Source organism: Gimesia chilikensis, from assembly GCF_007744075.1.
GTDB classification, from domain to species: Bacteria; Planctomycetota; Planctomycetia; order Planctomycetales; family Planctomycetaceae; genus Gimesia; species Gimesia chilikensis_A.
Genome location: NZ_CP036266.1, coordinates 6,059,333 through 6,085,112, shown reverse-complemented (window position 1 = coordinate 6,085,112; position 25,780 = coordinate 6,059,333). Strand labels below are relative to the sequence as shown.

23 protein-coding genes are annotated in these 25,780 nt (G+C 51.9%); 14 read left to right on the top strand and 9 right to left on the bottom strand.

Features of this window, described 5'->3' with window-relative positions:
* Window positions 1-32 precede the first annotated feature (32 nt).
* The 3 genes from HG66A1_RS22840 to HG66A1_RS22830 all read left to right on the top strand — a co-directional run bounded on the left by HG66A1_RS22840 (window position 33) and on the right by HG66A1_RS22830 (window position 3,417).
* Complete coding sequence (locus tag HG66A1_RS22840; RefSeq protein WP_145189518.1) at window positions 33-938, top strand: sugar phosphate isomerase/epimerase family protein; 906 nt, start codon at window positions 33-35, stop codon at window positions 936-938.
* A gap of 201 nt (window positions 939-1,139) precedes the next feature.
* Window positions 1,140-2,390, top strand: a complete 1,251-nt coding sequence (locus HG66A1_RS22835) for a Gfo/Idh/MocA family protein (protein WP_232106650.1) — start codon at window positions 1,140-1,142, stop codon at window positions 2,388-2,390.
* Between the two features lie 127 nt (window positions 2,391-2,517).
* A complete protein-coding gene (locus HG66A1_RS22830) occupies window positions 2,518-3,417 on the top strand; it encodes a hypothetical protein (protein WP_145189512.1) in 900 nt (299 codons plus the stop codon).
* 7 nt (window positions 3,418-3,424) lie between these two features.
* Here HG66A1_RS22830 and HG66A1_RS22825 read toward each other — a convergent pair whose 3' ends face one another.
* Window positions 3,425-4,864 carry a DUF11 domain-containing protein gene (locus HG66A1_RS22825; protein WP_145189509.1) on the bottom strand — a complete coding sequence of 480 codons (1,440 nt, stop codon included), beginning with the start codon at window positions 4,862-4,864 and terminating at the stop codon, window positions 3,425-3,427.
* 463 nt (window positions 4,865-5,327) lie between these two features.
* On the opposite strand from HG66A1_RS22825, the gene HG66A1_RS22820 reads away from it, so the two are divergent.
* From HG66A1_RS22820 to HG66A1_RS22800, 5 genes are all read left to right on the top strand, one after another.
* The gene (locus HG66A1_RS22820; RefSeq protein WP_145189506.1) at window positions 5,328-6,380 is read left to right on the top strand and encodes an ATP-grasp domain-containing protein; all 1,053 of its coding nucleotides are present in this window, start codon (window positions 5,328-5,330) and stop codon (window positions 6,378-6,380) included.
* Window positions 6,381-6,397: 17 nt separating this feature from the next.
* Window positions 6,398-7,423 (top strand): hydantoinase/oxoprolinase family protein, encoded by a 1,026-nt coding sequence (locus tag HG66A1_RS22815; RefSeq protein ID WP_145189503.1) that lies wholly within the window; start codon window positions 6,398-6,400, stop codon window positions 7,421-7,423.
* Between the two features lie 365 nt (window positions 7,424-7,788).
* Entirely contained in the window at window positions 7,789-9,651 is a 1,863-nt protein-coding gene (gene glmS / locus HG66A1_RS22810) for a glutamine--fructose-6-phosphate transaminase (isomerizing) (protein WP_145189499.1), read from the top strand.
* Between the two features lie 245 nt (window positions 9,652-9,896).
* Window positions 9,897-10,829 carry a 4-hydroxy-3-methylbut-2-enyl diphosphate reductase gene (gene ispH / locus HG66A1_RS22805; protein ID WP_145189496.1) on the top strand — a complete coding sequence of 311 codons (933 nt, stop codon included), beginning with the start codon at window positions 9,897-9,899 and terminating at the stop codon, window positions 10,827-10,829.
* 78 nt (window positions 10,830-10,907) lie between these two features.
* Window positions 10,908-11,747, top strand: a complete 840-nt coding sequence (locus HG66A1_RS22800) for a DUF3467 domain-containing protein (RefSeq protein WP_197996757.1) — start codon at window positions 10,908-10,910, stop codon at window positions 11,745-11,747.
* Here HG66A1_RS22800 and HG66A1_RS22795 read toward each other — a convergent pair.
* Window positions 11,744-12,814, bottom strand: a complete 1,071-nt coding sequence (locus HG66A1_RS22795) for a GtrA family protein (protein WP_145189493.1) — start codon at window positions 12,812-12,814, stop codon at window positions 11,744-11,746. The two genes, HG66A1_RS22800 and HG66A1_RS22795, sit on opposite strands and share 4 nt — an antisense overlap.
* A 462-nt stretch (window positions 12,815-13,276) precedes the next feature.
* On the opposite strand from HG66A1_RS22795, the gene HG66A1_RS22790 reads away from it, so the two are divergent.
* The 6 genes from HG66A1_RS22790 (at window position 13,277) to deoC (ending at window position 19,434) form a co-directional block, all read left to right on the top strand.
* Window positions 13,277-14,581: a CpaF family protein gene (locus tag HG66A1_RS22790; RefSeq protein WP_145189489.1), complete on the top strand. Its 1,305-nt coding sequence runs from the start codon at window positions 13,277-13,279 to the stop codon at window positions 14,579-14,581.
* Window positions 14,582-14,641: 60 nt separating this feature from the next.
* A complete protein-coding gene (locus HG66A1_RS22785; RefSeq protein WP_145189486.1) occupies window positions 14,642-15,613 on the top strand; it encodes a type II secretion system F family protein in 972 nt (323 codons plus the stop codon).
* A gap of 89 nt (window positions 15,614-15,702) precedes the next feature.
* Window positions 15,703-16,629, top strand: a complete 927-nt coding sequence (locus HG66A1_RS22780) for a type II secretion system F family protein (RefSeq protein WP_145189483.1) — start codon at window positions 15,703-15,705, stop codon at window positions 16,627-16,629.
* A gap of 549 nt (window positions 16,630-17,178) precedes the next feature.
* A complete protein-coding gene (locus HG66A1_RS22775) occupies window positions 17,179-17,601 on the top strand; it encodes a hypothetical protein (protein ID WP_145189480.1) in 423 nt (140 codons plus the stop codon).
* A gap of 205 nt (window positions 17,602-17,806) precedes the next feature.
* Window positions 17,807-18,730 carry a sugar phosphate isomerase/epimerase family protein gene (locus HG66A1_RS22770; protein ID WP_145189477.1) on the top strand — a complete coding sequence of 308 codons (924 nt, stop codon included), beginning with the start codon at window positions 17,807-17,809 and terminating at the stop codon, window positions 18,728-18,730.
* 5 nt (window positions 18,731-18,735) lie between these two features.
* Window positions 18,736-19,434 carry a deoxyribose-phosphate aldolase gene (gene deoC / locus HG66A1_RS22765; protein ID WP_145189474.1) on the top strand — a complete coding sequence of 233 codons (699 nt, stop codon included), beginning with the start codon at window positions 18,736-18,738 and terminating at the stop codon, window positions 19,432-19,434.
* A gap of 33 nt (window positions 19,435-19,467) precedes the next feature.
* On the opposite strand, the gene HG66A1_RS32165 is transcribed toward deoC, so the two are convergent.
* The 7 genes from HG66A1_RS32165 to HG66A1_RS32150 all read right to left on the bottom strand — a co-directional run bounded on the left by HG66A1_RS32165 (window position 19,468) and on the right by HG66A1_RS32150 (window position 25,670).
* Complete coding sequence (locus HG66A1_RS32165) at window positions 19,468-19,629, bottom strand: hypothetical protein (RefSeq protein WP_197993618.1); 162 nt, start codon at window positions 19,627-19,629, stop codon at window positions 19,468-19,470.
* Window positions 19,630-19,785: 156 nt separating this feature from the next.
* Complete coding sequence (locus tag HG66A1_RS22760; RefSeq protein WP_145189471.1) at window positions 19,786-20,742, bottom strand: DUF1559 domain-containing protein; 957 nt, start codon at window positions 20,740-20,742, stop codon at window positions 19,786-19,788.
* A 962-nt stretch (window positions 20,743-21,704) separates the two neighbouring features.
* Window positions 21,705-21,881, bottom strand: coding sequence for a DUF1559 domain-containing protein (locus HG66A1_RS32510; protein ID WP_232106648.1), 177 nt, complete (start codon window positions 21,879-21,881; stop codon window positions 21,705-21,707).
* A 535-nt stretch (window positions 21,882-22,416) separates the two neighbouring features.
* On the bottom strand, window positions 22,417-23,340 hold the full coding sequence (locus HG66A1_RS22750; protein ID WP_145189465.1) for a DUF1559 domain-containing protein: 924 nt from the start codon (window positions 23,338-23,340) through the stop codon (window positions 22,417-22,419).
* Window positions 23,341-23,819: 479 nt separating this feature from the next.
* Window positions 23,820-23,990: a hypothetical protein gene (locus tag HG66A1_RS32155; protein WP_197996755.1), complete on the bottom strand. Its 171-nt coding sequence runs from the start codon at window positions 23,988-23,990 to the stop codon at window positions 23,820-23,822.
* A 110-nt stretch (window positions 23,991-24,100) separates the two neighbouring features.
* Window positions 24,101-25,030 carry a DUF1559 domain-containing protein gene (locus HG66A1_RS22745; protein WP_145189462.1) on the bottom strand — a complete coding sequence of 310 codons (930 nt, stop codon included), beginning with the start codon at window positions 25,028-25,030 and terminating at the stop codon, window positions 24,101-24,103.
* 472 nt (window positions 25,031-25,502) lie between these two features.
* Window positions 25,503-25,670: a hypothetical protein gene (locus HG66A1_RS32150; protein ID WP_155365951.1), complete on the bottom strand. Its 168-nt coding sequence runs from the start codon at window positions 25,668-25,670 to the stop codon at window positions 25,503-25,505.
* Window positions 25,671-25,780 lie beyond the last annotated feature (110 nt).

The window sequence follows — 25,780 nt, the reverse complement described above, 5'->3', positions numbered from 1 at the left end:
ATCATCCAACTTGAGCGAGAACAGGAGCAGGCATGTCGCAATCAGAATCCGGGAACGTGGTTCCCTCGAATGAAACAACACGCAGAACCTTTTTGCAGCAGACCTCTGCCACCCTGCTGGCCGGTTCCGTCTTGCAGCCGCTGGCCGGATTCGCTGGCGAAGAAAAGACCTCCAACAAACAGGCCCGCATCAAAAAAGCAGTCAAATATCAGATGATTACCGAGAAAATTCCGGTAATGGACAAGTTCAAAATGCTCAAGGACCTGGGTTTCGACGGGACTGAGATTCATTTCCGTACCAAGGTCGATCCTAAAGAAGTCCGTAAAGCAATCGACGCCACGGGAGTGCAGGTCCACGGCTTTCTGAACAGCAGCCGGGACGAACTCAAGGACTCGATCGATCAGGCCAAATACTACGGGGGCACCAGTGTGCTGGTGGTCGCAGGACGAGTCGACCAGGATAATCCCTACGATGTCGTCTACAAGCAGCAGCAGGCCAAGCTGAGGAAACATCTACCTTATGCAGAGAAGCAGGGCATTAAACTGCTGGTTGAAAATGTGTGGAATAACTTCCTGCTCAGTCCGCTGGAAATGGCCCGCTTCATTGATGAACTGGAGAGCCCGGCGGCGGGCGTGTATTTCGATGTCGGAAACGTAGTCCGCTTCGGCTGGCCCGATCAGTGGATTCGCATCCTGGGGCCGCGCATCGTCAAACTCGATATCAAAGAATACAGTCGCGCAAAACAGAAGGATGAGGGGCTCTGGAAAGGTTTTCAGGTCGAAATCACCGAGGGGGACTGTAACTGGCCCGAAGTCCGTCAGGCGCTTAAGGATATCGGCTATACACAGGGCTGGGCCACCGCGGAAGTCAAAGGCGGTGATCGCCAGAGATTACAGGATATTTCCGAACGCATGGATCGCGCTCTTGATCTTGCCTGAGGCTGAGTTGATAATAATTAAAGATCGTTAAGTAGCTTCGGTTGCCGACGATTGTCCTCATACTTCCTGCCTGATTACGGATTCATAGCACCTCGGTCTGCTGAGTCCCACTACTCTATCATTGCTGAAATCGAACGAAAGGTCTTTCTGATGCCCGAAAACGCCTCACCACAGCAGCCTTCTCAAGGACGCCGCTCATTCATGAAACAATCACTGGCCACGCTGGCGACAACCGGGCTGGTTGTGAACCCCGCATTGACCTCGGGCGCATTTGCGGCCAGTACCGAACTGATTAAAGTCGGTCTCGTCGGCTGTGGTGGTCGTGGAACAGGGGCAGCGGCTCAGACTCTGCGTGCCGATCCCAATGTGGAACTTGTGGCACTTGCAGATGCATTCGGCGATCAACTGGAACAGAGCTATCAGAACCTGAAGAAGACCGAAGTTCAGGATCGGGTCAAAGTTGATGCAGAACACAAGTTCGTCGGTTTCGACGCCTACCAGAAACTGATTGATTCCGGTGTGGACCTGGTGCTGCTGGCAACACCTCCCCACTTCCGCCCGCAACACTTGAAAGCCTGTATCGATGCCGGCAAACACGTCTTCTGTGAGAAACCGGTCGCCGTCGATGCTCCCGGTATCCGTTCCGTGCTCGAGACTACCAAGGAAGCCAAGCGGAAAAATCTGACCATCGTTTCCGGTCTGTGCTGGCGTTACGAAACCGGTATGCAGCAGATGGTCGATAAAATTCATAATGGCGGTATCGGAGACATTATCTCCATGCAGAGCATCCGCTACCTGGGCGGCGTTGCCAAAATGGCCAAGCGCAAACCCGAATGGTCCGACATGGAATACCAGATGCGGAACTGGTACTACTACACCTGGCTGTCCGGCGATTTCAACACCGAACAGTTCGTGCATGAACTGGATAAACAATCCTGGGTCATGGGCGAATATCCCGTCAAATGCTACAGCACAGGCGGTCGCCAGACACGGACCGCACCTGAGTATGGTCACATCTACGACCACTTCAGCACGGTTTACGAATACGCCAACGGCACCAAGTTCCTGGCTTCTACCCGGCATCAGCAGGGCTGTAGCTCCATGTTTGTAGATACCGTTTCCGGAACCGAAGGCACCGCGACACTGATGAAATACCAGATCGAAGGCAAGAACCCCTGGAAAGGGGCCCGCCGACGTACCAACATGCATCAGTTGGAACACAACGAAATGTACAAAGCCCTGCGGAATGGTGAAGTCATTAACAACGGTGAGTACATGGCTAACAGCTCCATGATGGGTATCATTGCCCGCATGTCAGCCTACACCGGCAAGACCCTCACCTGGGAACAGGCGATGAACTCCAAAGAAGACCTTTCGCCGGAGAAATACGATATGGCCATGTCACTGCCCGAGCCTCCCGTGGCTCACCCGGGTGTGACTCCATTCGTCTAAGTCTCCTGAGAACTGATTAACGACAAACTCAAACAACCGGCGTGTGTGTCACATTCCGGTTGTTTTTCATATAAGGACCAGAGTTTTCACAACTGACAATCAATACGGTTTCTAATCGGAGGAAGTGATGAAGTCGCTCGCTCATTCGCTTTTGCTGCTGGGATTATGTGTCCTGATGGTGCTCGCACCATCCGCCGCGCGACAGTCTGCCGCACAACAGACGGTCGCAGACAAACAGATGCCCCGCCTGACGCTCTCCCGTGAAAAGAACATGTTGTACATTCACGGCGACCACATTCCGGGAGGCACGATTCCGATTAATTACCTGGAAGCCTATTGTCGCGCCGGTTCGACGGATGCGGACTGGGGAAAACATACGGTCGTCAAGCACGAAACTCAAACGATCGATCTGAACGATGACCGGACCGTGCTCAAACTGAAATGCACGGTCGCTGATGGCATTACCGTTGAGCACACGATCACGGCGAAATCAGACGAAGTCGATTTTCAACTCGTGGCTCACAACCCGACGCAGGTGCGTTCGGAAGTGCATTGGGCTCAACCCTGTATCCGTGTCGGAGATTTCGCCGGACTCGGGGCTGAGCAGACAGACGACAAATATGCCTACATCAGAAAGTCGTTTATCTTTCTCGATGGAAAGCCGGCCTTCATGCCGACCCGCAACTGGGCGACGACAGCCCGTTACATACCGGGGCAGGTCTGGTGTCCGGCGAATGTACCCCGCACGGATGTGAATCCGCGGCCTCTCAGCAGCGAAGTCCCGAGCAACGGTTTGATCGGCTGCTACAGTGCCGACGATCGCTGGATCTTCGCGACCGCCTTCGAGCCTTACCAGGAACTGTTCCAGGGAGTGATTCGCTGTCTCCACGCTGATTTCCGTCTCGGCGGACTTCAGCCGGGAGAAACCAAAAAGATTCACGGCAAAATCTATATCGTGCCGGCTGACATGAACGCACTGCTGAAACGCTACCAGAATGATTTTCCGGAGCACGCACAAAAACGTTGAGTGTCGGTCAGCGGTTGACGGTTGTGATTTCGCTGACGCGCGTTTCCAGCTGTTCGGAATCGGCGCTGGTAATTGTCACTTCGAATTCGCCATCGCCGTTTCCGATGGCTTTGACCTGAATCGTATACCGCAGGAACGCATCCGCAGGCAGTTCCTGCACAGGGGAGACGCTTAACGTATTCTGATTCACTTCCGGTCGCAGATTCAACTTCTGGTTTCCCTGGTGTGCTTCGACTGAGACTACGCGGAACATGCGGGGGATTTTCGCCTGCAGCTGTATGCCCCGCGCCGGCTGCAGACCACGGTTTTCGATGCTGACTTCATAAGTCGTCTCCTCACCACGGGCGATCGGATCTTTGGTGTCGCGAACGTGCACGTCCAGTACTCCCTGTGTGGGAGTCACTTTCAGACACGCCGATGCCTGCTCGTCGGGAAGTTCCGGACTGCTGACATTCACACGCATGCAGGCAAACTCCGCGGCGACTTCACAATCAAATTCGACCTGCAGTTGAACGCCCTCTCCCACACGAATCGTATCCAGCAGCCATTTCAACTGGCCACTTTCGCGTTCGGAACCGATGGACGCCTCTCGCGGGATCAGTGACGCATCATAGGAGACCGACACCAGAACGTTCTTAAGGTCGACATTGTTGACGTTAGAGAGCTTGATGATGTACTCAGCGCGACTGCCTATGGTGCGCGTCGAGGGACCAATCACAGACAGTTCCAGCTGCTTCTTGACGTACTCGACGCAGACCGATTTCCAGACCAGTTCTTCGCCTTCAGCGATCGCGCGGAAGCGACAGCAGTGGTTGCCCAGAGCGTCGCTGTAAAGTGTCAGATTGATTTCTTTGGACTCACCCGGCTGCAGCGTTCCCAGTCGTTGCCCGATTTTCTTTTCTCTGCGACCCGGAAAGAGCAGGGCGGAATCGAACTCGCACTCCAGAATCACATTCCGTACGGACTGGTTACTGGTATTTTTCACGATCAGGTAGAACGTGGCGCCGCTGCCCAGTTGGCGTTTGGGGATGACATCAACCGTCATTTCCAACGGCCCCACCTGTGCCGGCGGAGTCATCATCGGTCCGGAGGGACGCTGGGGAGTCGTTTCGGGTTTAGAACGCATCTGGGGCTGAGGCGTCTCCACCCGCGGACGGGACGGTATTTCTTCAGGCAGATCACAAGGTTGTGGCGGCTGATTGCGGTCAATCGATTCGGGGACTGCAAACATATCGTTGTCGGGTGGTGCAGGCGGTTCCTGTTTCTGGGGAATCGTCTGCTGCGGACCGATGCGTTGCGTTTCTCGTGACTGGGTATTGGGTGTTGCGGGCTGGGGACTGTTGAGTGGCTGATTTTGAGGATCCAGCGGTGGTGGATCGGTCAGCTTCCAGGACGCACGCTGACTGGGCGCAAAGGCGGTGCAGGCTGTCAGTGACAGTGTCAGCACCAGCAGCATTCCTGAAGTCATTCTCAAAATTGGCCGATTCACAATGCCCGGCATGAACAATCCTCTTAAATTCAAAAGAAACGGATTCCATTCAAAGTTTATCATGCAAACTTAAGTGCAACAGGCAGACAATTGACAGAAATTTTAAATAGTAAGAGCGAGAATTCAGACCTGAAAACAGGGATCAAACAGCAGAATCCGTTTTCAGAAACTTTGTCGCTTTTAAGGATGAATCCAGCCACACAATCAACAGTTCCAGCACTGTTTGACTGATAGAGTGAGGCGAGCCAAAACAGAAGGAATTCAGCGAGATCAACAGTAGTGTCAATTAACAAAACCTGTCAGAGTTTTTAGACTGAGGAAATAGTGCGCTTCGTTTCGGCAATACCCCTGATAACGGATATCTGGTCCGGCGTGCTTCGTCTCTGCGTCTGAAATCAGACTGAATTGAATCGAATCTGGCATGTTATCGACCGTTTTTGTCTCCGAATATCTCTGTAGTGGTGGCTGCCCGCTGGCGGAATCTGAGCCCTCCCTGCTGGCTGAAGGGACGGCGATGCTGGAAGCGGTTTTGTCTGATCTGTTGCAGATTCCCGGTATTCAGGTCCGGACCTGCGTACAACCGGGCCTGCTGACGGCTCCGGAATTTCAGCAGGCGGAACAGGAGCAGCGACTTTACATCCAGCGCGTGGATCAACCTGAGACTGAATCGGAGTACTTTTGTCAGGCCTGTCAGCAGGCCGATCTGGTTTGGGTGATTGCCCCCGAATTTGATGATCTACTGTTAACGAGAACCCGCTGGGCGGTGGAAACCGGAGCCTGTGTGCTGGGGCCCGACCCAACTACGATTCAGTTGACCTCAGATAAGTGGCAGCTCTATCAGGTATTGCAGAAAGCGGGCATCCCCACAATTGAGACTGCATTGCTGAGTGAAGCAGCCGAGCTTCCCACCCGCTTTCCCTGTCTGGTCAAACATCGCTGGGGAGCAGGCGGCATGGGATTACTGCGATTCAACCAACCAGAAGAGTGGCACAACTGGTTTACTGGTAGACAGGCAGGCGCAGCTGACTTGATCTGGCAGCCCTGGCTGGAAGGAAAATCACTTTCTGCTGCGGCTCTGATTCAGGACGCGCGCTGTGAACTGTTACCGATCGGGGAACAGACTCTCTCTTGGGAACCTCGGTTTCTCTATCAGGGAGGCCGGATTCCCGCGCGACTGGAACCTGACGCCAGATCCGCGATTCAGGAGTTAATCTCTCAGACCTGTGATCTGCTCCCCGGACTTGCGGGATACGTGGGCTTTGATATTCTGTTGCCTGACCGGACACCACTTGCACCTGTGCTCGTGGAAATCAATCCGCGCCTGACGACCGCTTACACCGGTTATCGACGGTTAACTCCCGATAATCTGGCTGCATGGGTTACAGGTTTCTCCGCGGGAGCGTCCAACCTGAAGTGGGATCTAGAGCAAGCTGTGTCCTTCCAGCCTGATGGAAGTTTCCAACGGCTTGCGTAATCAGAGAAAGACATGTGATGTATGTAATCGGTCTGGATGTGGGCGGTGCGAATCTGAAGGCGGCGGACTGTGACGGGAAAGCGCATTCCGTCCCGTTCCCGCTCTGGAAGACACCAGAATTATTAGCAGACGCTTTGCGAGAGTTGCTGACCAATTTTTCACGCCCCGACCTGGTCGCGGTAACAATGACCGGCGAACTGGCTGACTGTTTTGAAACGAAAGCTGCGGGCGTGGATCAGATCCTGTCTGCCATCGAAGCCGCGGTAACACCGGCTCCGGTCATCGTCTGGTCGACGGGAGCCGAGTTCATCACGACCGACATCGCCCGCGAATATCCTTTACTGGCAGCAGCAGCGAACTGGCATGCTCTGGCTACCTGGGTCGGGCGGATGGTTCAGGAACCGGGGGGCCTGCTGATCGATATCGGCTCGACAACGACCGACATCATTCCACTGGAACAGGGCTTTCCCGTACCGGCAGGGCTGACGGATGTAGAACGGCTGCTCTCAGGGGAGCTGGTTTACACCGGGGGCCGACGGACGCCGCTCGCCATGCTTTCGCACTCTGTTCCGTTACGAGACCAGCAGTGCCCCCTGGCAGCGGAGAGCTTCGCGACAACCCTCGATTTGTACCTCTTACTGAACATGCGGCCCGAGGATGCGGCCGACCTGGATACCGCCAACGGCCAGCCGGCAACCCGGGAAGCAGCCGAGATACGCCTGGCGCGTTCCGTCTGCTGCGATTTAACAGAAATTTCAACAGAAGAAGTACAGCAGATGGCGGAATGGCTGGCGGAGCGTCACCAGGACCAGATCCACCGGGCCATCGATCAGGTACTGGCTCGCGTCACAGAGCCGATCACAGCGGTACTCATCAGTGGAAGTGCCGTCTTTTTAGCCGAAAAGATCGTCAAATCTCATCCGGTGCTCAGCCAGGCTCGTTTGACGAACGTGGCGGAAATCTTTGATGCCTCCGTCGCTGATGCCGCCTGTGCATTCGCAGTGGCCCGCCTGGCGGCAGAGCGTGTTCAGCTGAAGGAATGAAAGTACACCACTCTGGGCTTCTCTCCCCGTTCTGCAGAGACCGATTTGCTAAAGCTCTGGCAACAAATAGTTTGCGGCTAGACAACTGGATCAGAATCGCACTGCAGAACTTCGAGAGATCCGCGAAACGTGGTTGACTCATTTTCAAGACTTGTGATATCTTCCAGCTCCCCTAAGTACCTGTCAGGTCTCATTCCTGCCGGTGGTTTCGCCATCGGTCCGGCTTGAGACCATCCTTTTTATAAAATCACGGAATCCTGCAGACTGAAATCTCACGGACGGAGAGCAGTCTGACTGCTGGTGTCGCCAGACAGGTTTCTCAAATCTAAACGGTTTTCCCTCATCCAGCGACGGAGCGCGAGTTTATGTGTGGAATTGTCGGCTATATTGGACATCGGCCAGCGGGCCCGCTGCTGATCAAAGGGCTTCAGAAACTGGAATACCGTGGCTATGACAGTGCCGGTGTCGCAGTCCATACGGGCAGCGATATTGAGGTTCGCAAGAAAAAAGGGCGCGTCATGGAGATGGCGGCCCTGTACAAGTCGAGCCCGATCAAGGGCAGCGTCGGTATCGGACACACCCGCTGGGCCACTCACGGCGAAACCAACGACCAGAATTCACATCCGCATGTCGGCGGAAACGGTGAAGTCATCATCGTGCATAACGGGGTGATCGAAAACTACGCATCCCTGCGGTCCAAGCTGCAGGCACTGGGCTATGTCTTCCGCACAACCACCGATTCAGAGACGATCGCGCACCTGCTCTCGCACCATCTGGAAGAACAGATCAAACTGGGTGAAAGCCTGGATGATACGAACACGTACCTGAAGGCGGTGGAGAATACCCTCTCCAAGCTGAAGGGAACCTACGGTCTGGTGATCCTGTTCCGGGAACTGCCCGATGTCATGATCGCCGCCCGCCTGGGCAGCCCCCTGGTGATCGGCGTCGGCAAGGGCGAACATTTTATTGCCAGCGATGCGAGTCCGCTGATAGGTTATACCGAAGAAGTGATTTATCTTTCGGACCATGAAGTCGCTGTACTCACGCGGGATGAAGTCGAAGTCTTCCATCGGGATGAAGGTCAGCAGACACCCTCGATTCAGACACTCGACCAGGTCAGCGAAGATGCCGACCTGGGTGACTTTGAACATTACATGCTGAAAGAGATCTTCGAACAGCCGCAAACGCTGGAAAATGCGATGCGGGGACGCATCGATGAAGATGAGGCCACCGCGAAATTCGGTGGTCTGAATCTCGATCCACAGCAGCTGCGCAAGATCGATCGCGTGGTGCTGACCGCCTGTGGTACCAGTTGGCACTCCGGTCTGGTAGGCGAATACCTGCTGGAAGAATTCGCACGGATTCCGACGGAGGTCGAATACGCGAGCGAACTGCGTTATCGCAATCCTCCCATGTCGGAAAACACAATGATCTTCGCCATCACCCAGAGTGGTGAAACGGCAGATACGCTGGCAGCGATGCGGGAATGTAAACGCAAAGGACATCCTACGTTGGCCATCTGTAATGTCGTCGGTTCGACGATTGCCCGTGAAGCCGATGGCGGAATCTATCTGCACGCCGGTCCCGAAGTGGGAGTCGCGTCTACCAAGGCATTCACTTCCCAGGTGATGGTATTGATACAGCTGGCACTGTTTCTGGGACGCATGCGGCACCTGTCGTATCCCGCCGGTCGCCGGATTATCGACGCCATTCACCAGGTTCCCGATCAGGTACGCAAGTGCCTGGAATGTAATGATCTGGTCAAAGAGATCTCACAGAAGTACTGCAACTTCAACAATTTCCTCTATCTCGGCAGACTGTATAACTTCCCTGGTGCATTGGAAGGTGCCTTGAAGCTGAAGGAAATCAGTTATATTCATGCAGAAGGGTATCCTGCTGCTGAGATGAAGCACGGCCCAATTGCACTGGTGGATGAAGAGACCCCCAGTGTCTTTGTGGTGCCGCGGGGTCAGATTTATCCCAAGGTGATGAGTAACCTCGAAGAAGTAAAAGCGCGGAAAGGTCCCGTCATTGCCATCGCCTGTGAAGGGGACCGCAAAATCGCCGACATCGCCGACGATGTGATTTATGTGCCGGATGTCGATGATTTCCTGCAACCGCTGGTGACTGCGATTCCGCTGCAACTGCTGTCCTATCACATTGCGGTCCAGCGAGGCTGTAATGTCGACCGGCCGCGGAATCTGGCGAAAAGCGTGACCGTGGAATAGGATTTCGCTGTAAAACAGGGGCATTCCTGTACAGAAAGTCCGATTTTTCAACCGTAGGGATTTGGTTTACTCTGCCGTTCGTCATAGAATACAGGTGCAGGGCTGCTGGAAAGCGACCTGCACCGTGTGGCGGAGTTATTCCAGTGACATGCTGACTCTCTGATGATTGTGAATTCGGGAGCAGGCTGCTGGATTTCGCTGCAGGAACAGATCTGTTCATCTCTGCTTTAGTGGTACCAAATTCAATGAAAGTCATTCTGGCAAATCCCCGCGGTTTCTGTGCGGGAGTTAATATGGCGATCGAATGTCTCGAAGAAGTCATTCGTATTTTCGGTAGCGAGATCTACGTCTATCACGAAATCGTCCACAATAAATACGTCGTCAATAAGTTTACCAGTCTGGGAGTCACCTTCGTTGATACGGTGAGTGAAGTCCCGGAAAATTCGATTCTCGTCTTCAGTGCACATGGGGTGTCTCCCCAGATTCGTCAGGAAGCCCGCGATCGGAACATTCGCACGATTGACGCGACCTGCCCGCTGGTAACCAAAGTTCATACCGAAGCGATTAAATACGCCCAGTCCGGTTACAACATCATTCTGATCGGCCATGAAGGACACGATGAAGTCATTGGCACGATGGGCGAAGCACCGGAGAGCATCACGCTGATCGAAACCCCGGAAGAGGTTGCTGATCTGTCATTTCCGGAAGATGCGAAACTGGCTTATCTGACGCAGACCACTTTGAGCGTGGAAGAAGCTGGTCGGGTGATTCAGAGTCTGAAGCAGAAATACCCGCAGATCGAAAGCCCTCCCAAGGAAGACATCTGTTATGCCACGACCAATCGTCAGGAGGCGGTGACCGAACTGGTTCCCCGAGCCGACCTGGTACTGGTCCTCGGGAGCCAGAACAGTTCCAACAGCAAACGACTGATGGAGATCGGCAAGACGGTCGGCAAACCATCGTATCTCATCGATGGGGTTCAGGAACTGAACCCGGAATGGCTGGAGGGTTGTGAGTCGATCCTGATTACTGCAGGTGCGAGTGCACCCGAAGTCGTCGTTGATGAACTGGTCACTCATTTAGCAGAAAAATATCAGGCGGAAGTAGAGACAGCGACGATTCGTAACGAATCCGTTCGCTTTCCTCTGCCTCGGGAACTGCGCGTCCTGGAAACATAAGACTGAGCAGTCGCGAACGGAATTCAATCCGGACAATGACAGACAACTTGAGAATTCTGAAAGAACGAAATCGAAACCATGAGTGATGAATCAACACCAGCAGGGAACAACGATGAATCGTCTGGAGAGTTCAATCCGGAACGTCATACTCAGGAAATCCGTCATTCCCAGGTGAGTGCCCGGGTCCCGGAAGGGGTTTCCCGAGGCGTCTTCAGTACGGGGGCTGTCGTTCTGCAGGGGGGACACGAATTTATTCTGGACTTCCTGTTGCGCATCTCAACTCCCCAGCAGGTCGTCGCCCGCGTCGTGCTGCCGATTGGAGTCGTACCGCAGATGATCCGGGCCCTGCGCGACAATCTCACCAACTACGAGAACCGGTTTGGTTTCCCCGCGATGCCGGCTCCACTGCCGCCGCAGGTTACCAGTTCCTCCGATGCCATTAACGTAGGAGCCGGCCTGGAATCTCCCGAGCCTGATGCACCGACCCCCCCGGTTTCAGATGTTCCTTCAGGCACCTCTGCTGGGGGCTCAGGTGCTGTCGGCGAGACCGTCACACCGGATGCGAATCCACCACAGGCTGTACCGCAGCCACACGTAGCCGATAAAACAACAGAAGCGGCACAGAAACCACCTTCCGCGGAAGAGCTTTACGATGAATTGAAGCTGCCGGATGAAATGCTGAGCGGCGTCTATGCGAACGCAGTCCGGATCGGCCATTCTGCGACCGAGTTTTCATTCGATTTCATCACGACATTCTTTCCCCGCTCCTGTGTTTCCGCACGCGTGCATCTGGCTGCTCCCAACATTCCCCGACTGCTCGATTCCCTGACGCATTCGTTCGAGCAGTTTCAACGCAAAATGGCCCAACAGCAGAAACGCCAACCACCTGCGCCCGGCGATCAGCCTGGCGAACTTTAAGAGTGGTTTTCGACAGGCTCGTTGACGGGGGCTGAGCTTGCGGTTTTCTGTTTTCCGAACACGAGTAGACGGCAGAGCAGAAAATTAAAGCCCATGCCGACCAGGATTCCGATGAGAGCTGCCATCAGTGGTTGGGCAGCAAAGAAAGCAAACGTACCACACAGCACCATCGTGGTCAGCCAGTTGAAGAAATTCCCCGTCAGGCAACTGCCGCAGTAGGCCAGGTACTGTTTCAGCAGCGGGGCATGTCGCGCGTACGAAAATGTGATGTGTCGGTTCAGCAGAAAGTTGCTGGTCATGGCAATCCAGATCGCAGTTGCCACCGCGAGGGGGCGGATCATCAGATCCAGCAGCAGCGAAAGCGCCAACAGGTTCACGATGACTCCGGAAGAGCCGACAATCGCGAACTGCAGGAAGTAAGCGTAGTTCTTGAATTTGAACTCGTACAGCGTTTTCAGCTGAACCCCCAGTCGAAACCATTCACCCACAGTAGACGCTGGTTTGCGAGGAGAGTGATCATCAAGTGGAACTGTGACGACATCCTCGAATTCCCCTTTGACGAGTAATTCCAGGGCAGGGTACGGACTTGAAGGGGTGAGGTGCTCCGCACATTGTTCAAGCTTGTCCCGGGAGAGGGCAAAACAGTCCGCCCATGGATCTTTTTCCTTCGTCAGTGGTCGAACCAGCCAGTTGGCGAGTGGCGAACCGGATTTATTCTCTGGGGCTCCCATCACGAAATCAGCCTGTTGCTCCAGCAGCGGAGTGCTCAGTGCCTGAATCAGTTCGCGGGAAAGACAGGATTCGTCGGTGAGTACCAGCAGAAATTCGCCTGAGGCCGCCTGCAGACCGTCTAGAATCGCGGTTGTGGGAGATTGAGACTGTTCCGGGTAAATCAGCTGGACGGGCAGGCTCGGGTTCAGAACGTCACATGCCTGCTTGAGCTCCCGGGAGGGATCGTCAGTCACCAGTATCAGCTCGGCAGACAGTCCGCTGCCTGCGATCTCATCTGCAAACCGGGGTAGTTTGCTGACCAAATTGTCTGTCTCACCCAAAGTGGGGACGATCATCGATAGTTGCAGCAATGTTCTGGCTTTTATGGAAAGTAACGGTTGCAGGCTCTGATTTTGTCACAACTGTGATTGGCGGGTTGAATCACAGAGCAGGGGCGCATGATGATTTTTTGCCCGGAGGGTGCGTAAATGCCACCTTACTCTCCTTAAAAGAGGGGCAATTCAACAAAACAGAACTCGCCACGAATTGTGACAGGCTCAACTGTCACAATGGAACCGACCCGACACATCCCTGGAATCCCTCCAACCGTCAGAACCTGCAGTGGTTCTCTGATAGTGCAGCGCTGTTTTTTTGCATCATTTTATGCTTCTGGCGACATCTGCCTTTTTTATGAACTAGATTTTACTGGAAAAACCTCATGAGAATTCCCGCACGCAAATCGAGTTGCCTGCCGGGACGTTCTGAGAGTCACATCTGGTTTTGAAATTAAAGACACAAATTGAAGGAGTTTTGAGCAAATGGCAGGTCATGGCCTTTCCCACGCTGATCCCAATATGGCATTCGATGATCTGAAACGGTTAATTCACAGCAAGCTGGTTGAAAAACTGGACTTGTCGCGAGTAGGAGATCTCGAAGGAGACTCTCTGCGACGGGAAATCCGTCTGGTGATCGAGCATCTCTGCGACACCGAAAACCCCTTGCTCAACCGTTCCGAACGCGAACGGCTGATTGAAGAAATCCTCGATGAAACATTTGGTTTCGGTCCCCTGGAACTGCTGCTGAAGGATCAGGATATTGCCGACATCATGATCAACGGTCCCAAACATGTGTTTGTGGAAAAGAAGGGGCGAATTGAACGTTCTAACGTCGTGTTCCGCGATAATCAGCACCTGTTACAGATTCTGGACCGAATCGTATCCAAGGTTGGTCGACGCGTCGATGAAACATCGCCGCTGGTTGACGCCCGGCTGCCCGATGGTTCACGTTTAAACGCGGTGATTCCACCGCTGGCCCTGGATGGACCTTCACTCACGATTCGTAAGTTCGGTTCGAATCCCCTGGGGTTGGAAGACCTGTTGCGCTTCGGTGCATTCACACCCGAAATTGCGATGTTGCTCGAAGGATCGATCAAGGCCCGCATCAATACGATCATCAGTGGTGGTACCGGTTCCGGTAAAACGACCTTGTTGAATACACTCTCCAGCTTCATTCAGCCGGATCACCGTGTGATTACGATTGAAGACGCTGCGGAACTTCAGCTGCAGCAGGAACACGTGCTGCGGCTGGAAACCCGTCCGCCGAACATTGAAGGGCGCGGTGCGATTTCAGCGACCGATCTCGTAAAGAACGCCCTGCGTATGCGTCCCGACCGGATCATCATCGGGGAATGTCGTGGCGGCGAATCGCTGGACATGCTCCAGGCGATGAATACCGGTCACGAAGGTTCGTTGACCACGATTCACGCTAACACCCCTCGTGACGCGGTTTCCCGTCTGGAAACGATGATCACAATGGGGGGCGTGGAACTGCCACTGAAAGCACTCCGGCAGCAGTTCGCTGCAGCCGTCAACCTGATTATCCAGGTGAACCGCTTGCAGGGGGGGCCACGAAAAGTGACTCATGTGACCGAGGTGCTTAACCTCGAACAGGATACCGTGATCATGCAGGATATTTTCCTGTTTGTTCAGGATGGGATTGATGCGGACGGCCGCGCTTATGGCCACTTTGAAGCGACTGGTGTTCGTCCCGCATTCATGGATCAACTGGAAGCCGCTGGTGTGCGTCTGCCTTCGAATCTGTTTGCCAATCGCGTCCTGCAGTAAATAACAGTAGATAATCAGATCTCGAGCGATCGAGATGAATAATGGTAAAGGTAAAGCGAGATGGATCAGACACTCATCATCTCTATTGCTGCTTTTCTGGGAATGGTGGCGTTTGTCGGGGCGATCATGTTCGTCTTCAAGGATTTTTCGTCCAGTAAGGCGGAAGATCGACTGGCCGTAATCACCGGACAGAAAAGACACACCGAGGAAACAGCTTCCTTACTCAAAGAGGAAATGGTGAGAGGCGGGATGACCAGCCTTTCGGACCGTATCTCGGAATGGTTCGAAAAGTTTGGAAATCTCAAGCTGCTTATCGAACAGGCGGAAGCCCCGTTCAAGGCAGATACATTTCTGCTGATGACCGCGGTCGCTGCCTCGCTGGGTTTTGCAGCCGCCTGGTTCACGAACGCGCCGGTCCCGCTCTGCCCGGTTGCGGCGATGGGAGCAGGAGCCATGCCTTTCATGTGGCTGCTGTTTCGTAGGAATCGACGATTCAAGAAATTTGCACAACAGCTGCCTGATGCGCTGGAACTGGTAGGACGTGCCTTACGTTCCGGTCACAGTCTCGCTTCAGGACTGAGCGTCGTGGTTCAGGAAATGCCATCTCCGATTGCCACCGAATTCGCGATGGCCTATGAGGAACAGAACCTCGGTGTGCCGATCGATGTTGCCCTGAAAAGCATGTTGAAACGGATGCCGAACCTGGACCTGAAGTTCTTCGTAACAGCGGTGGTCATTCAAAGACAGGCAGGGGGCGACCTGGCAGAGATCCTCGACAAAATTGGTTACATCATTCGTCAGCGTTTTAAGATCATGGGACAGGTTCAGGCATTGACCGGGGAAGGTCGTATCAGTGGTGTCGTGCTGATGGCATTGCCGATCGCATTGTTCTTTGCGGTCTACTATCTCAATCCGGACTATGTGATGCTGCTGTTTACAGATGAACTCGGACGCAAAATGATTGCGGGGGGAATCGTACTGCAGGTCCTGGGAGCGGTCTGGATCAAGAAGATTATTAACATCAAGATCTGAACGAACACTCTGCCGGAGGCATCTCGGGCAGGAACGAATCAGACAGCAGAATACATTTCCAGAATACGGTTGAGTTTGGGGAAGAAATTATGGATTATGTTCAATTGCTACCATGGGCGATCTTCGGGATGGTGATCGTGGGCGTGATCGCCGTGGTCAATAAATTGAGTTCCGATAAATCACGGGCCAATGAACGACTGGATGAATTACGCAATCCTCATCTACGCAATGGCGGAGAAGAGGGGGCCTCGGCCAGCTCGCTGTTGGAGAAAGCAGCGCCGACTTTGTCGAAAGCACTGACTCCCAAGTCGGAACTGGAAGAGAATCAGCTGAAGGTACGCCTGGCGAACGCAGGGTATAACTCCGAGAATGCGCCGTCCATCTTTCTTTCACTCAAAGTGACCCTTGGGTTACTGGGCGTACTGATTGGATCCGGCTACGGTTTTTATAATTTCGGTCTGACTCAGAACGGCTGGACTTCGCTGGTGATTGCCGGGGGGATTGGATTCTATCTACCCGAAATCGTACTGCGTTTCATGTGTAAGGCGCGGATCGAACGCATCTTTCTCTCTCTGCCTGATGCGCTGGACCTGCTTGTTGTCTGCGTAGAAGCGGGCCTTGGTCTGGATGCTGCGATGCGGCGCGTCTCTGAGGAACTTGAGGAAACAGCGCCTGATGTCTGTAACGAGTTTGCTTTGTGCAACTTACAGTTACAGATGGGACGTCCCCGACGTGAAGTGTTACATGACCTGGGAATTCGCAGTGGCGTCGATGATATGCGGGCGCTCTCGGCAATTCTGATTCAGGCAGACAAGTTTGGTTCTTCAATCGCCCAGGCGTTACGCGTTCAGTCTGACAGTATGCGTGTCAAACGCAGCCAGCTGGCGGAAGAGCAGGCAGCAATGACGGCGGTGAAAATGATCTTCCCGCTGGTGCTGTTCATCTTTCCCGGGATTTTCGTGGTGCTGGTCGGACCGGCGGCTATCATGATGATCAACGGGCTACTCTCGAGCTGATGCGCACAGGCGCGACTCTCAATTTATTAACCAAATGTAAACACCTTTGAACAGTTTGTTAATCAAAGGTGTTTCTTTTTGTTGACACATCTCTCGGTCGTTCCCGCTTCGACTCCGGCTTGTGATCAGATTATCTCTCTGCACAATGATTTCACTTTATACGCAAAGTATTGCATGCAGGTGTTTAACTTGATTCGCGTTGCCAATGATCGGGAAAATATGATCTAACAGATGTTTGGCATTTCTTTTGCGGGTTCTGCGCTTGAATAAATTGAACCAGGGATCAGTGATCAGCTTCAGGATCCCTGAAGGTTCCGGAGAATAATGCCGGAATCGCTGTCTTGCAAAACTGTTCTTCGGGCCACATGAACTGGTTGCCTGGTGCAAGGCACAACATCTGAAGCAGTCAGCATAACGGCACAGCGTGAAAGAGCATGGCCTTCGCAGTGTGTTAAGATGATTCGTTTGTTGAACTGATGCACTGTAAGGAAAGTAGTTACGACTCGAAATAAGAACCGGTTCAAAACTTATTTAGATTGAAATCATTTAATGCCTGCCCCTCCCGACTGGCTGAAAACGATGGCAAATCAGGTTGCCGCATTGATGTACGACGTCGATGTACTGGCACCCATTGGTTGTCATTTTTTTCACCACCACAGCCGTGATGAATGGGAAGTCACACTCTTTGCTTCCAACACTGAGATTGTTGGCGGAGAGTGGGATGGCGTGCTTGCGCCTTCCAAGTTTTGCCTGGATATTCTCAAACTCCGTGATATCTTCGATGAAATTACTGCTCTCTACTGGCAGGCGCTCCCCGTCAGCTATGACGACCAGTTAGGGGCCCATGTCTCCGTCGAAGCTGTCTATGAAGGGCATCAGGTCTGGGTACGAGTCCTGTCTGAGTCCCCTGAAGAATTTGAACCAGGTCGACGGATTGAAGCTTACGAATTCGATTTAAAAGAAATCTGGTAACCTGCCTCATCCCCCCTGAAACTCTTTCCCACAGCACTAAAACTCCTTCTGATCTCTCCCGCACGAAGATTGATTCACTCCTCCTGAGCAGAGATTCTGCCCGCTGTTGTAGACCGGCTGGAACGACTCGTTTATGATTTAGGAGTCGGTTCTGTTTCGTGCCGTAGTATCAATGGAAGTGCGAGTTGAGAAGGAGATCAGAGAGATGCAGCTGGGGTTTGTGACTGCGATTCTGCCGGATTACGATTTGAAGCAGGTCTTTCAGGCCGCGTCTGAGATTGGCTACGACTGTGTGGAAGTCATGTGCTGGCCAGAGGGGAAAGACGCACGGCGTTATGCCGGTATCACGCATATCTCTGCCGAAGAGTTTTCCGAATCAGATGTGACTACTGTTCGTCAACTCGCTGATGAATATGATATCTCGGTCAGTGCTTTGGGTTACTATCCCAATCCACTCACACCGGATCTGGAAGAGGCTGGAAAGTATGCAGAGCACATTCAGAAAGTGATCTCCGCTTCCCGCATGCTGGGAATCAACCGCATGAATACTTTCATCGGGCGGGACTGGACAAAGTCGGTTGACGATAACTGGCCGCGCTTTCTGGAAACCTGGCCCGACATCATTCAATTTGCCGAACAGCAACACGTGCGGGTGGGAATCGAAAACTGCCCGATGTCGTTTACCAAAGACGAATGGCCTGGCGGTAAGAACCTGGCCTGTACGCCGGCGATCTGGAAGCGGATGTATGCAGATATTCCCAGTGAATACTTTGGGTTAAATTACGATCCCTCGCATCTGGTCTGGATGCACATGGATTATCTCGCACCCATTCGAGATTTCGCCGACCGTATCTTTCATGTGCATGCCAAAGATGTACGCGTGGATCAGCACCGCCTGGACCAGGTCGGAATTCTGGCACATCCCCTCGAATATCATACTCCCAAGCTGCCGGGGCTGGGGCAGGTTGAGTGGGGCAGTTTCTTTTCCCAGTTGAACGAGATTGGTTACCAGGGGCCCGTGTGTGTCGAAGTCGAAGATCGAGCCTACGAGGACTCGACCGAGTCCTGCCTGGCTGCTTTGCGTCAGTGCCATACCTATTTGCGAAACTTCATTCCCGTTGGAAGGTGATTCTCATGGACGAACAGTACCAGAAGATTGCCAAAATGATCGACCACTCACTGTTGAGTCCGATTCTAACTATCCCCGAGCTGGAAGCAGGCTGTCAGCTGGCGCTGGCATATGATGTTGCCAGTGTGTGTATCATGCCCTGCTATCTGAAACGCTGTGCTGAGATTCTGGAACATTCGACTGTAGAACCGAGTACGACGGTTGGATTTCCACATGGCGGTCATACGATGCTGGTCAAGCTGCGTGAAGCAGAACAGGCTCTGGAAGACGGATGTACTGAGTTGGACGTGGTCGTGAATTTGTCGCGTGTTCTCAGTGAAGACTGGAAGTACGTGGAGACAGAGATTGGTCTCTTGACGCGCGCTGCTCATCAGGCAGGACAGAAAATCAAAGTGATCTTTGAAAACTGTTACCTCGCAGATAAACACAAAATCGAACTGTGTCGCATCTGCAGTGCCGCCAATGTGGACTGGGTTAAGACTTCAACCGGATATGGTACCGGCGGCGCGACGCTAGAAGATTTAAAACTGATGCGGGAGCATACGCCGCGTCAGGTGCAGGTGAAAGCCGCCGGCGGAATCCGCACGCTGGATAAACTACTCGAAGTTCGCGACCTGGGAGTCAGTCGTGTCGGAGCCAGCGCCACCCGCGACATTCTGGATACCTGCCGCGAGCGGTTGAAACTCCCTGCGATCACGTTTTAAAAAATACTGAAGAGAGCTGACCTGTAGTCGACTCTAATTTTGTTTGAGTTTGCGCATGTCTTCAGCTTCCTGTTCCGGATCAATCTGATCGTCAACTTCTTCTTCCTGATGTAATGGTTCTTCTTCTCCCCCACAGCCAACCTGGAAGGGAGCCAGACAAAGCAGCAACAGAAGTGATAATAAAAATCGGTGCATGGAACGCTTCTTTTCTTCAACTGAGAGGTAAGTTATCGATGTTTCAGGTCCGTGTAGACTTGCATACGGATCGACAGACACGGAACAGACAGCAGGAAAAACTCTCGCCACTGATGGAAAGTGACGAGAGTTGTGAAGCTCAACTAACAGAATGGCTTACCATTCTCCGAGCACGTTACTGTCCTGCGGATGACCGAGGAATCTCCACGTCTGGTTGTCGATGTTGTCTGAGGCAAATCTGACTGCCCCATCAGCAAGCAGAACATGCACACCACCTGTGTGCTTACTTCGTGCGGCCAGCAGAGCTGCGGTTGTGCTGGAGCCACCACCGCAGTCAGGCATGTTCTTGTTGTTGGGGTTGTAGACAGTCCCGTAGTAATGGGACTCATAATGAGTACCGTAGAACCAGGAGTATCCCTGCTGATTGCCTCCAGTATAGGCGGAACCCGACTGACAACTGGCAGGACAGGTTCCCACGCGCCAGCCATTGACCGTCGAATTGGAAGGTTGATCGCTACAAAACGGTGCATTCGCAAAGGTTTCCGAGACCATCATCGTATTCGAAGTCCCATCGTCGACGTCGCGAATTCTCATGCGGCTGTTGAGGCTGAACATGGAGTCGAAACGATCATTTCCTGCACCGCCTTCTGTACCACGGCAGGCCAGATAGTTGGTTGGTGCATAACCACTGTTGGGTTGCCGGGACGAATCGCTGGGGCAACGGACTGAAGGCAGTTTGGTTTTTCGCAAAGCGGCATTACTTCCACCATTACCGGGTGCCAGCTCAAAGTTGATCTTGTTATAGAGCGGTGCCTGGTCGAGGAAAGGCAGAATGCGACCGATCCAGGTGATCTGGCTGGTCGACCAGGAGTCGAGACCACTGTAAGTATCACGGATCGCCCCTGGAGGAAACATTTTGAAGTTATCATGGTAATTGTGCAGAGCCAGGCCAATCTGTTTCAGATTGTTTTTGCACGTGGAACGACGGGCAGCTTCGCGTGCCTGTTGGACCGCTGGTAACAGTAGAGCAATCAGGATCGCGATAATGGCGATCACAACCAGCAGTTCGATGAGGGTGAAACCTCGTTTCTTGTTGAGCAACATTTTTTTCATGACTTGAATCTCCTGAAAACGAAATGAATGATGATTATGACATCGGCGTAGTTCCTGCTACACGAGGATGTGAAAAAACACAGCAACCAGCGAAGCGCTCTGCTGTGACAGAATCTTAAACTATCTGAATAAAGATTTAATCGATCACTTCAAATTCGATTGAAGCGAAGCTGTATGTGAACACAGTAAAAGACGGGGGACTTAAGGAATTAATCAGAGAGAGTCCTACGAAACCCCCATAAGCCCATTTATTCACTATAACGAATCGGTTCACTATTGCCAGATGGTTTTCAAAAAAAATGAAAAGTGCATCGGGCAGTTAATAAAGCTAAGATACCAGCGAGCAGGTATTTCACTCAAACAAAAATTCAGGGCAATTCTCAGTCCTTAGAGTCTGACAGATCATGGTTGGCATTCAACTTACATCAAGGGGAATTCATGTGATAACACTCTGATTTTACAGAACTTCGGTGGATGTAATGCGTTCAGCCCTGATCATTGAGAAAGGGAATAGTCATCGAAAATGCGAAATGCCCACGGATCTGTGCGATGAAAAATCAACCATCGATTGCAGATGCGAAATTCAGCTGGGGTTCTTTAGCGAACCGGGCAACATGTTTTGTTGGCTTATTTATTATGTATCTCGGCGAGCTTCATTGACGACTTCTGCTTCTGAAGCAGGGTCCTGTTCCTCTACCGGATCTGCGTTTGTTTCCGGAGTGAGCGGTTCGTTGTTGCCACAGCCTCAGTGGGTTGGGACGATACTGAGCAGAAGCAGCATGATCTTGAGAGTGCGTGGCATTGTATCGTACCTGTAAAAGTAGAGCATCCAACCCTGTTAAAAAATGTTGATGCGATCATTCAAAATCGGATCAATAGAGTTCTCGAGCACTGATTCAGGAAAACCTCGTCTCCAGAGTCCGGTGACGAGGTCTTTGTGAACTGAATCTGTTCAGAGAGGCTTACCACTCGCCGATGATGTTACCGTCCTGGTGATTACCAAGCTGTCGCCAGGAATTCAGATCAATATTGGAAGAGGCAAAGCGTGCCGAGCCATCGGTAAGCAATACATGCACGCTGCCGGTGTGCTTGCTTCGCGCAGAGACTGTCGCGGTTGTGGAACCACTGCCAGCAATCATGATGCAATTAAGATGGCGAACACGACCAGTAGTTCTATGAGGGTATAAAAAAACACAGCAAATTGCTTTGCTGTGTTGGAAAATTTGAATGTCTGGAACTTGTGTTTTATTCATGAGAAAGCGTCAGCAACCAATAAATATAAGCATTCTTCTACGGTTGGGCCGCGGCTTCTCGTCATTCTTTTTAAAAAATTTGGATTAGATTCTGTTATAAAAATATTGCTTATTTGATTTTCTTCAGAGATTCAGCTTCTGATGCAGGATCTAGTTCTTCAACAGGTTCATCTGATGCAGGCTGTAACGGCTCTGCTTCACCACAACCGAGTTGGAATGGTATCAGACAAATCAATAGTAAAAGTGATTGAGTGAATTTGCTCATGTTCGATTACTGGCCTCTACTGATTTGATACAAAGATTAGATGAGACTTAAATATCTTATAGTTGGAGCTTTAGGTGGCGAAACGAGAGGGTGAAATTTCCTCGCCACTTGAGGAACAGGTGGCGAGGAAGTTCTTAAATTAGAAACAGAATAGGCTTACCATTCACCCAGAACGTTACCATCCTGGGGATTACCGATATTTCTCCAGAGAGTATTATCGATATTGTTTGAAGCAAATCGGACTGAACCATCTGCCAGAAGGACATGCACGCCACCCGTGTGCTTACTGCGCGCTGCAAGCAGAGCGGCTGTCGAACTGGAACCACCACCACAGTCAGGAGTCGGACTATTAGGATTATACACCGTTCCGTAATAGTGAGATTCATAGAGTGAGGCATAAAACCAGGAGTAACCCTGCTGCGCTCCACCTGTATAATCAGTACACGTTGTTGTGCAGACTCCACCTGACGGTTGCTCTGAACAGAGTTTCGCGCTGGCGAAAGTTTCGGAAACCATCATGGTGTTGGAGGTACCATCTTCAACATCACGGATCCTGATACGGCTATTCATGCTGAACATAGAGTTGTATCTGTCTCTTCCCGATCCTGCTTCTGTACCTCGGCAAGCCATGTAATTAGTGGGGCCATAACTTCCGGAAGGCTGACGAGAAGAATCACTGGGGCAGCGAACTACGGTCAGTTTTTCCCTACGGAGGCTGTTGTTGGGAGCCGCACTCACACCGTTTTCCATTTCCCAGTTGATTTTATTGTAGAGCGGAGCCTGGTCCAGGAAGGGCAGAATGCGGGGAATCCAGCCTAACTGGCTGGTCGTCCAGGATGAGGCACCTCCATATTCTCTGCGAACATCTCCCGGAGGGAAGACCCGGAAATTGTCGTGGTAGTTGTGCAGCGCCAGGCCAATCTGTTTCAGATTGTTTTTACACTGCGAACGACGTGCGGCTTCACGAGCCTGTTGAACTGCCGGTAACAATAAAGCAATTAAGATGGCAATGATAGCAATCACAACCAGCAGTTCGATGAGAGTGAAACCTCGTTTTCTTTTGAGCAACACACTTTTCATTACTTGAACTCCTACTCCTGAAAAAAAGAAATGATTAGGACATCTACGATTCCTTAGACAAAGTATTTGTAAAGAAGCGAGACAAAGGGCTGAAAACCCATTGTCGTCTTTGATTAAAATGTCTGGAGTTTGGGTGAAATCAGGCTCTGAAAGTGAATACTAAGCCTGGAGTTCATGAATACTGATTGAGAAGGGCGGGGATGAAACCCCTGAATATCTTCGAAAACTCACGTGATATTCATAAATGAATCGACGCTTCACTATAATCAATCGGATCGTAAAATCCAAAAAGTTTTCTGGAAAAAATGCATAAAACAAATAACTCAAATTCTTCCAGAGCAAGCGTTTAGGTGTACGTTGCGCCGCCCGATACTCGGAGCCCCTTAAGAAACTGGTATGAAATGGATGGGCGACGTTCAGGCGAGAGTTAGATAGACGAATCAGATAATTTTAAATATCTGATCCGTCCGGAAGTGTATTCAGCGATTTTCTCTGGCTGCTTTCTTTTGTGCAGCAGCTTCTTGAGCCGGGTCCAGTTCGTCAGCAATATTGTGCTCCCCTTCCTTGACGATAGGTTCTTCCTCCCCACAGCCTGCGATGAGAGGTGTGAAGCAGAGAGTGGTCAGGAGCAGAAACAAAAACCGAGACATAGAAATATTCTCCCGTTGTCTGTTAAGGATCTTGAGTAAAAAGAATCGCCACCTGATTCACAGTCCAGGTGGCGATTTTGAAGTATCGATCATACCTTTTTCAGGTCTGATTACCATTCACCGATCACATTACCATCCTGGGGGTCACCCAGGTTGATCCAGATCTGCGAATCGATGTTACTGGATGCAAAGCGAACTGATCCGTCTCCCAGCAGTGCATGCACACCACCGGTGTGTTTACTGCGGGCTGCCAGGTGGGCTGCCTGCGAACTGGAACCAGCTCCACAGTCGGGCTGTGGATGGTTCGGTGTGTAACGGGTTCCGAAGTAAGTTCCTTCGTAGTTCACACCATAGAACCAGGAAAAGCCCTGTTGTGTGCCGCTGGTGTACTCGGTGCAGGTAGCAGGGCAAGGACTGTTCGCATCGGATGGGTGCTCCGTACAAAATTTGGCACTCGCGAAGGTCTCGGAAACCAGCAGGGTATTGGTAGTTCCGTCTTCAACATCGCGGATTCTGGTATTACTGTTGTTCCAGAACATCGAAGTCCCTTTGTTGCTGGTTGTGTTCATCGTAATACCACGACAGGCCAGGTAGTTCGTCGGAGCGTAACTTCCTGAGGGTTGTCGAGAAGAATCACTGGGGCAGCGCACGACCGTCAGTTTTTCTTTGCGCAGCTCACTGTTGGGAGTCGCACTGACGCCGGTCTCCATTTCCCAGTTGATCTGGTTGTAGAGTGGTGCCTGGTCCAGGAAAGGCAGAATTCGGGGAATCCAACCCAGCATGCTGGTTTCCCAAGAGTTTACACCTCCGTAAGTACGGCGAACATCACCAGGGGGGAACATGCGGAAGTTGTCATGGTAGTTATGGAGTGCCAGGCCAATCTGTTTGAGATTGTTCTTACACTGAGAGCGTCGGGCGGCTTCACGAGCCTGTTGAACTGCCGGCAAAAGTAGCGCGATTAAGATAGCGATAATAGCAATCACCACCAGCAGTTCGATCAGCGTGAATCCACGCTTTTGGTTGAGCAACGTTTTTTTCATTCATTGAACTCCTGAAACTATGAATTGAGACGTACAGATTACATTTCAAATAAGAACGCACGGGTACCTGCGGTTAGAAACCGGAGCAACAGGCCTGGTGCGATATTCGTATTTTCAGAGTAGTGTTTATTCGAGTGAGTGTTGGCAGGCGATATAGAGCCAACTCAAGAATAAGAGGACCACAACATCATGTGTTGCGATGTGGCATGCAAATGTGCACAAGGTGCTGCATGCTCAGATGTGGTAATATTAGGGGGATGTGGCTGAGAAGTCCAGTATACACATCGGCTTTCCTGCAATTAAATGATCACTATTTCAGGTTGATTCAGGCTTTAGAACTGCCGATTTGAGAACTGAAAGCGGAGGTTACTGCAGACAGAGAATAAATAAATCAAGCCAGAGCCTGCTGATGATTCCGCACTGACTCTGGCTTAAATTTGTTGAAAACAATCGATCAGACCGTCTGGTCTGCCTACTTGTTTTTCATCGCATTCTTCTGTGCTTCTGCTTCGACTGACGGATCCAGTTCTTCAACGGGGTCGGCTTCGGTTTCTGGTGTCATGGGGGCACCGCCACCACACCCAAACTGGAATGGTGTCAGACAGATTACGAATAAGAGCGAGCGTAGAATTCTGGTCATCGGTTATCTTTTTCCAAAAAGAACATGAATTGAGTAAGTGAATATCGTCAGAGTAAAAACACCTCGCCACTTGTGACAAGTGACGAGGTATCGATCACAGTTAAGAATCA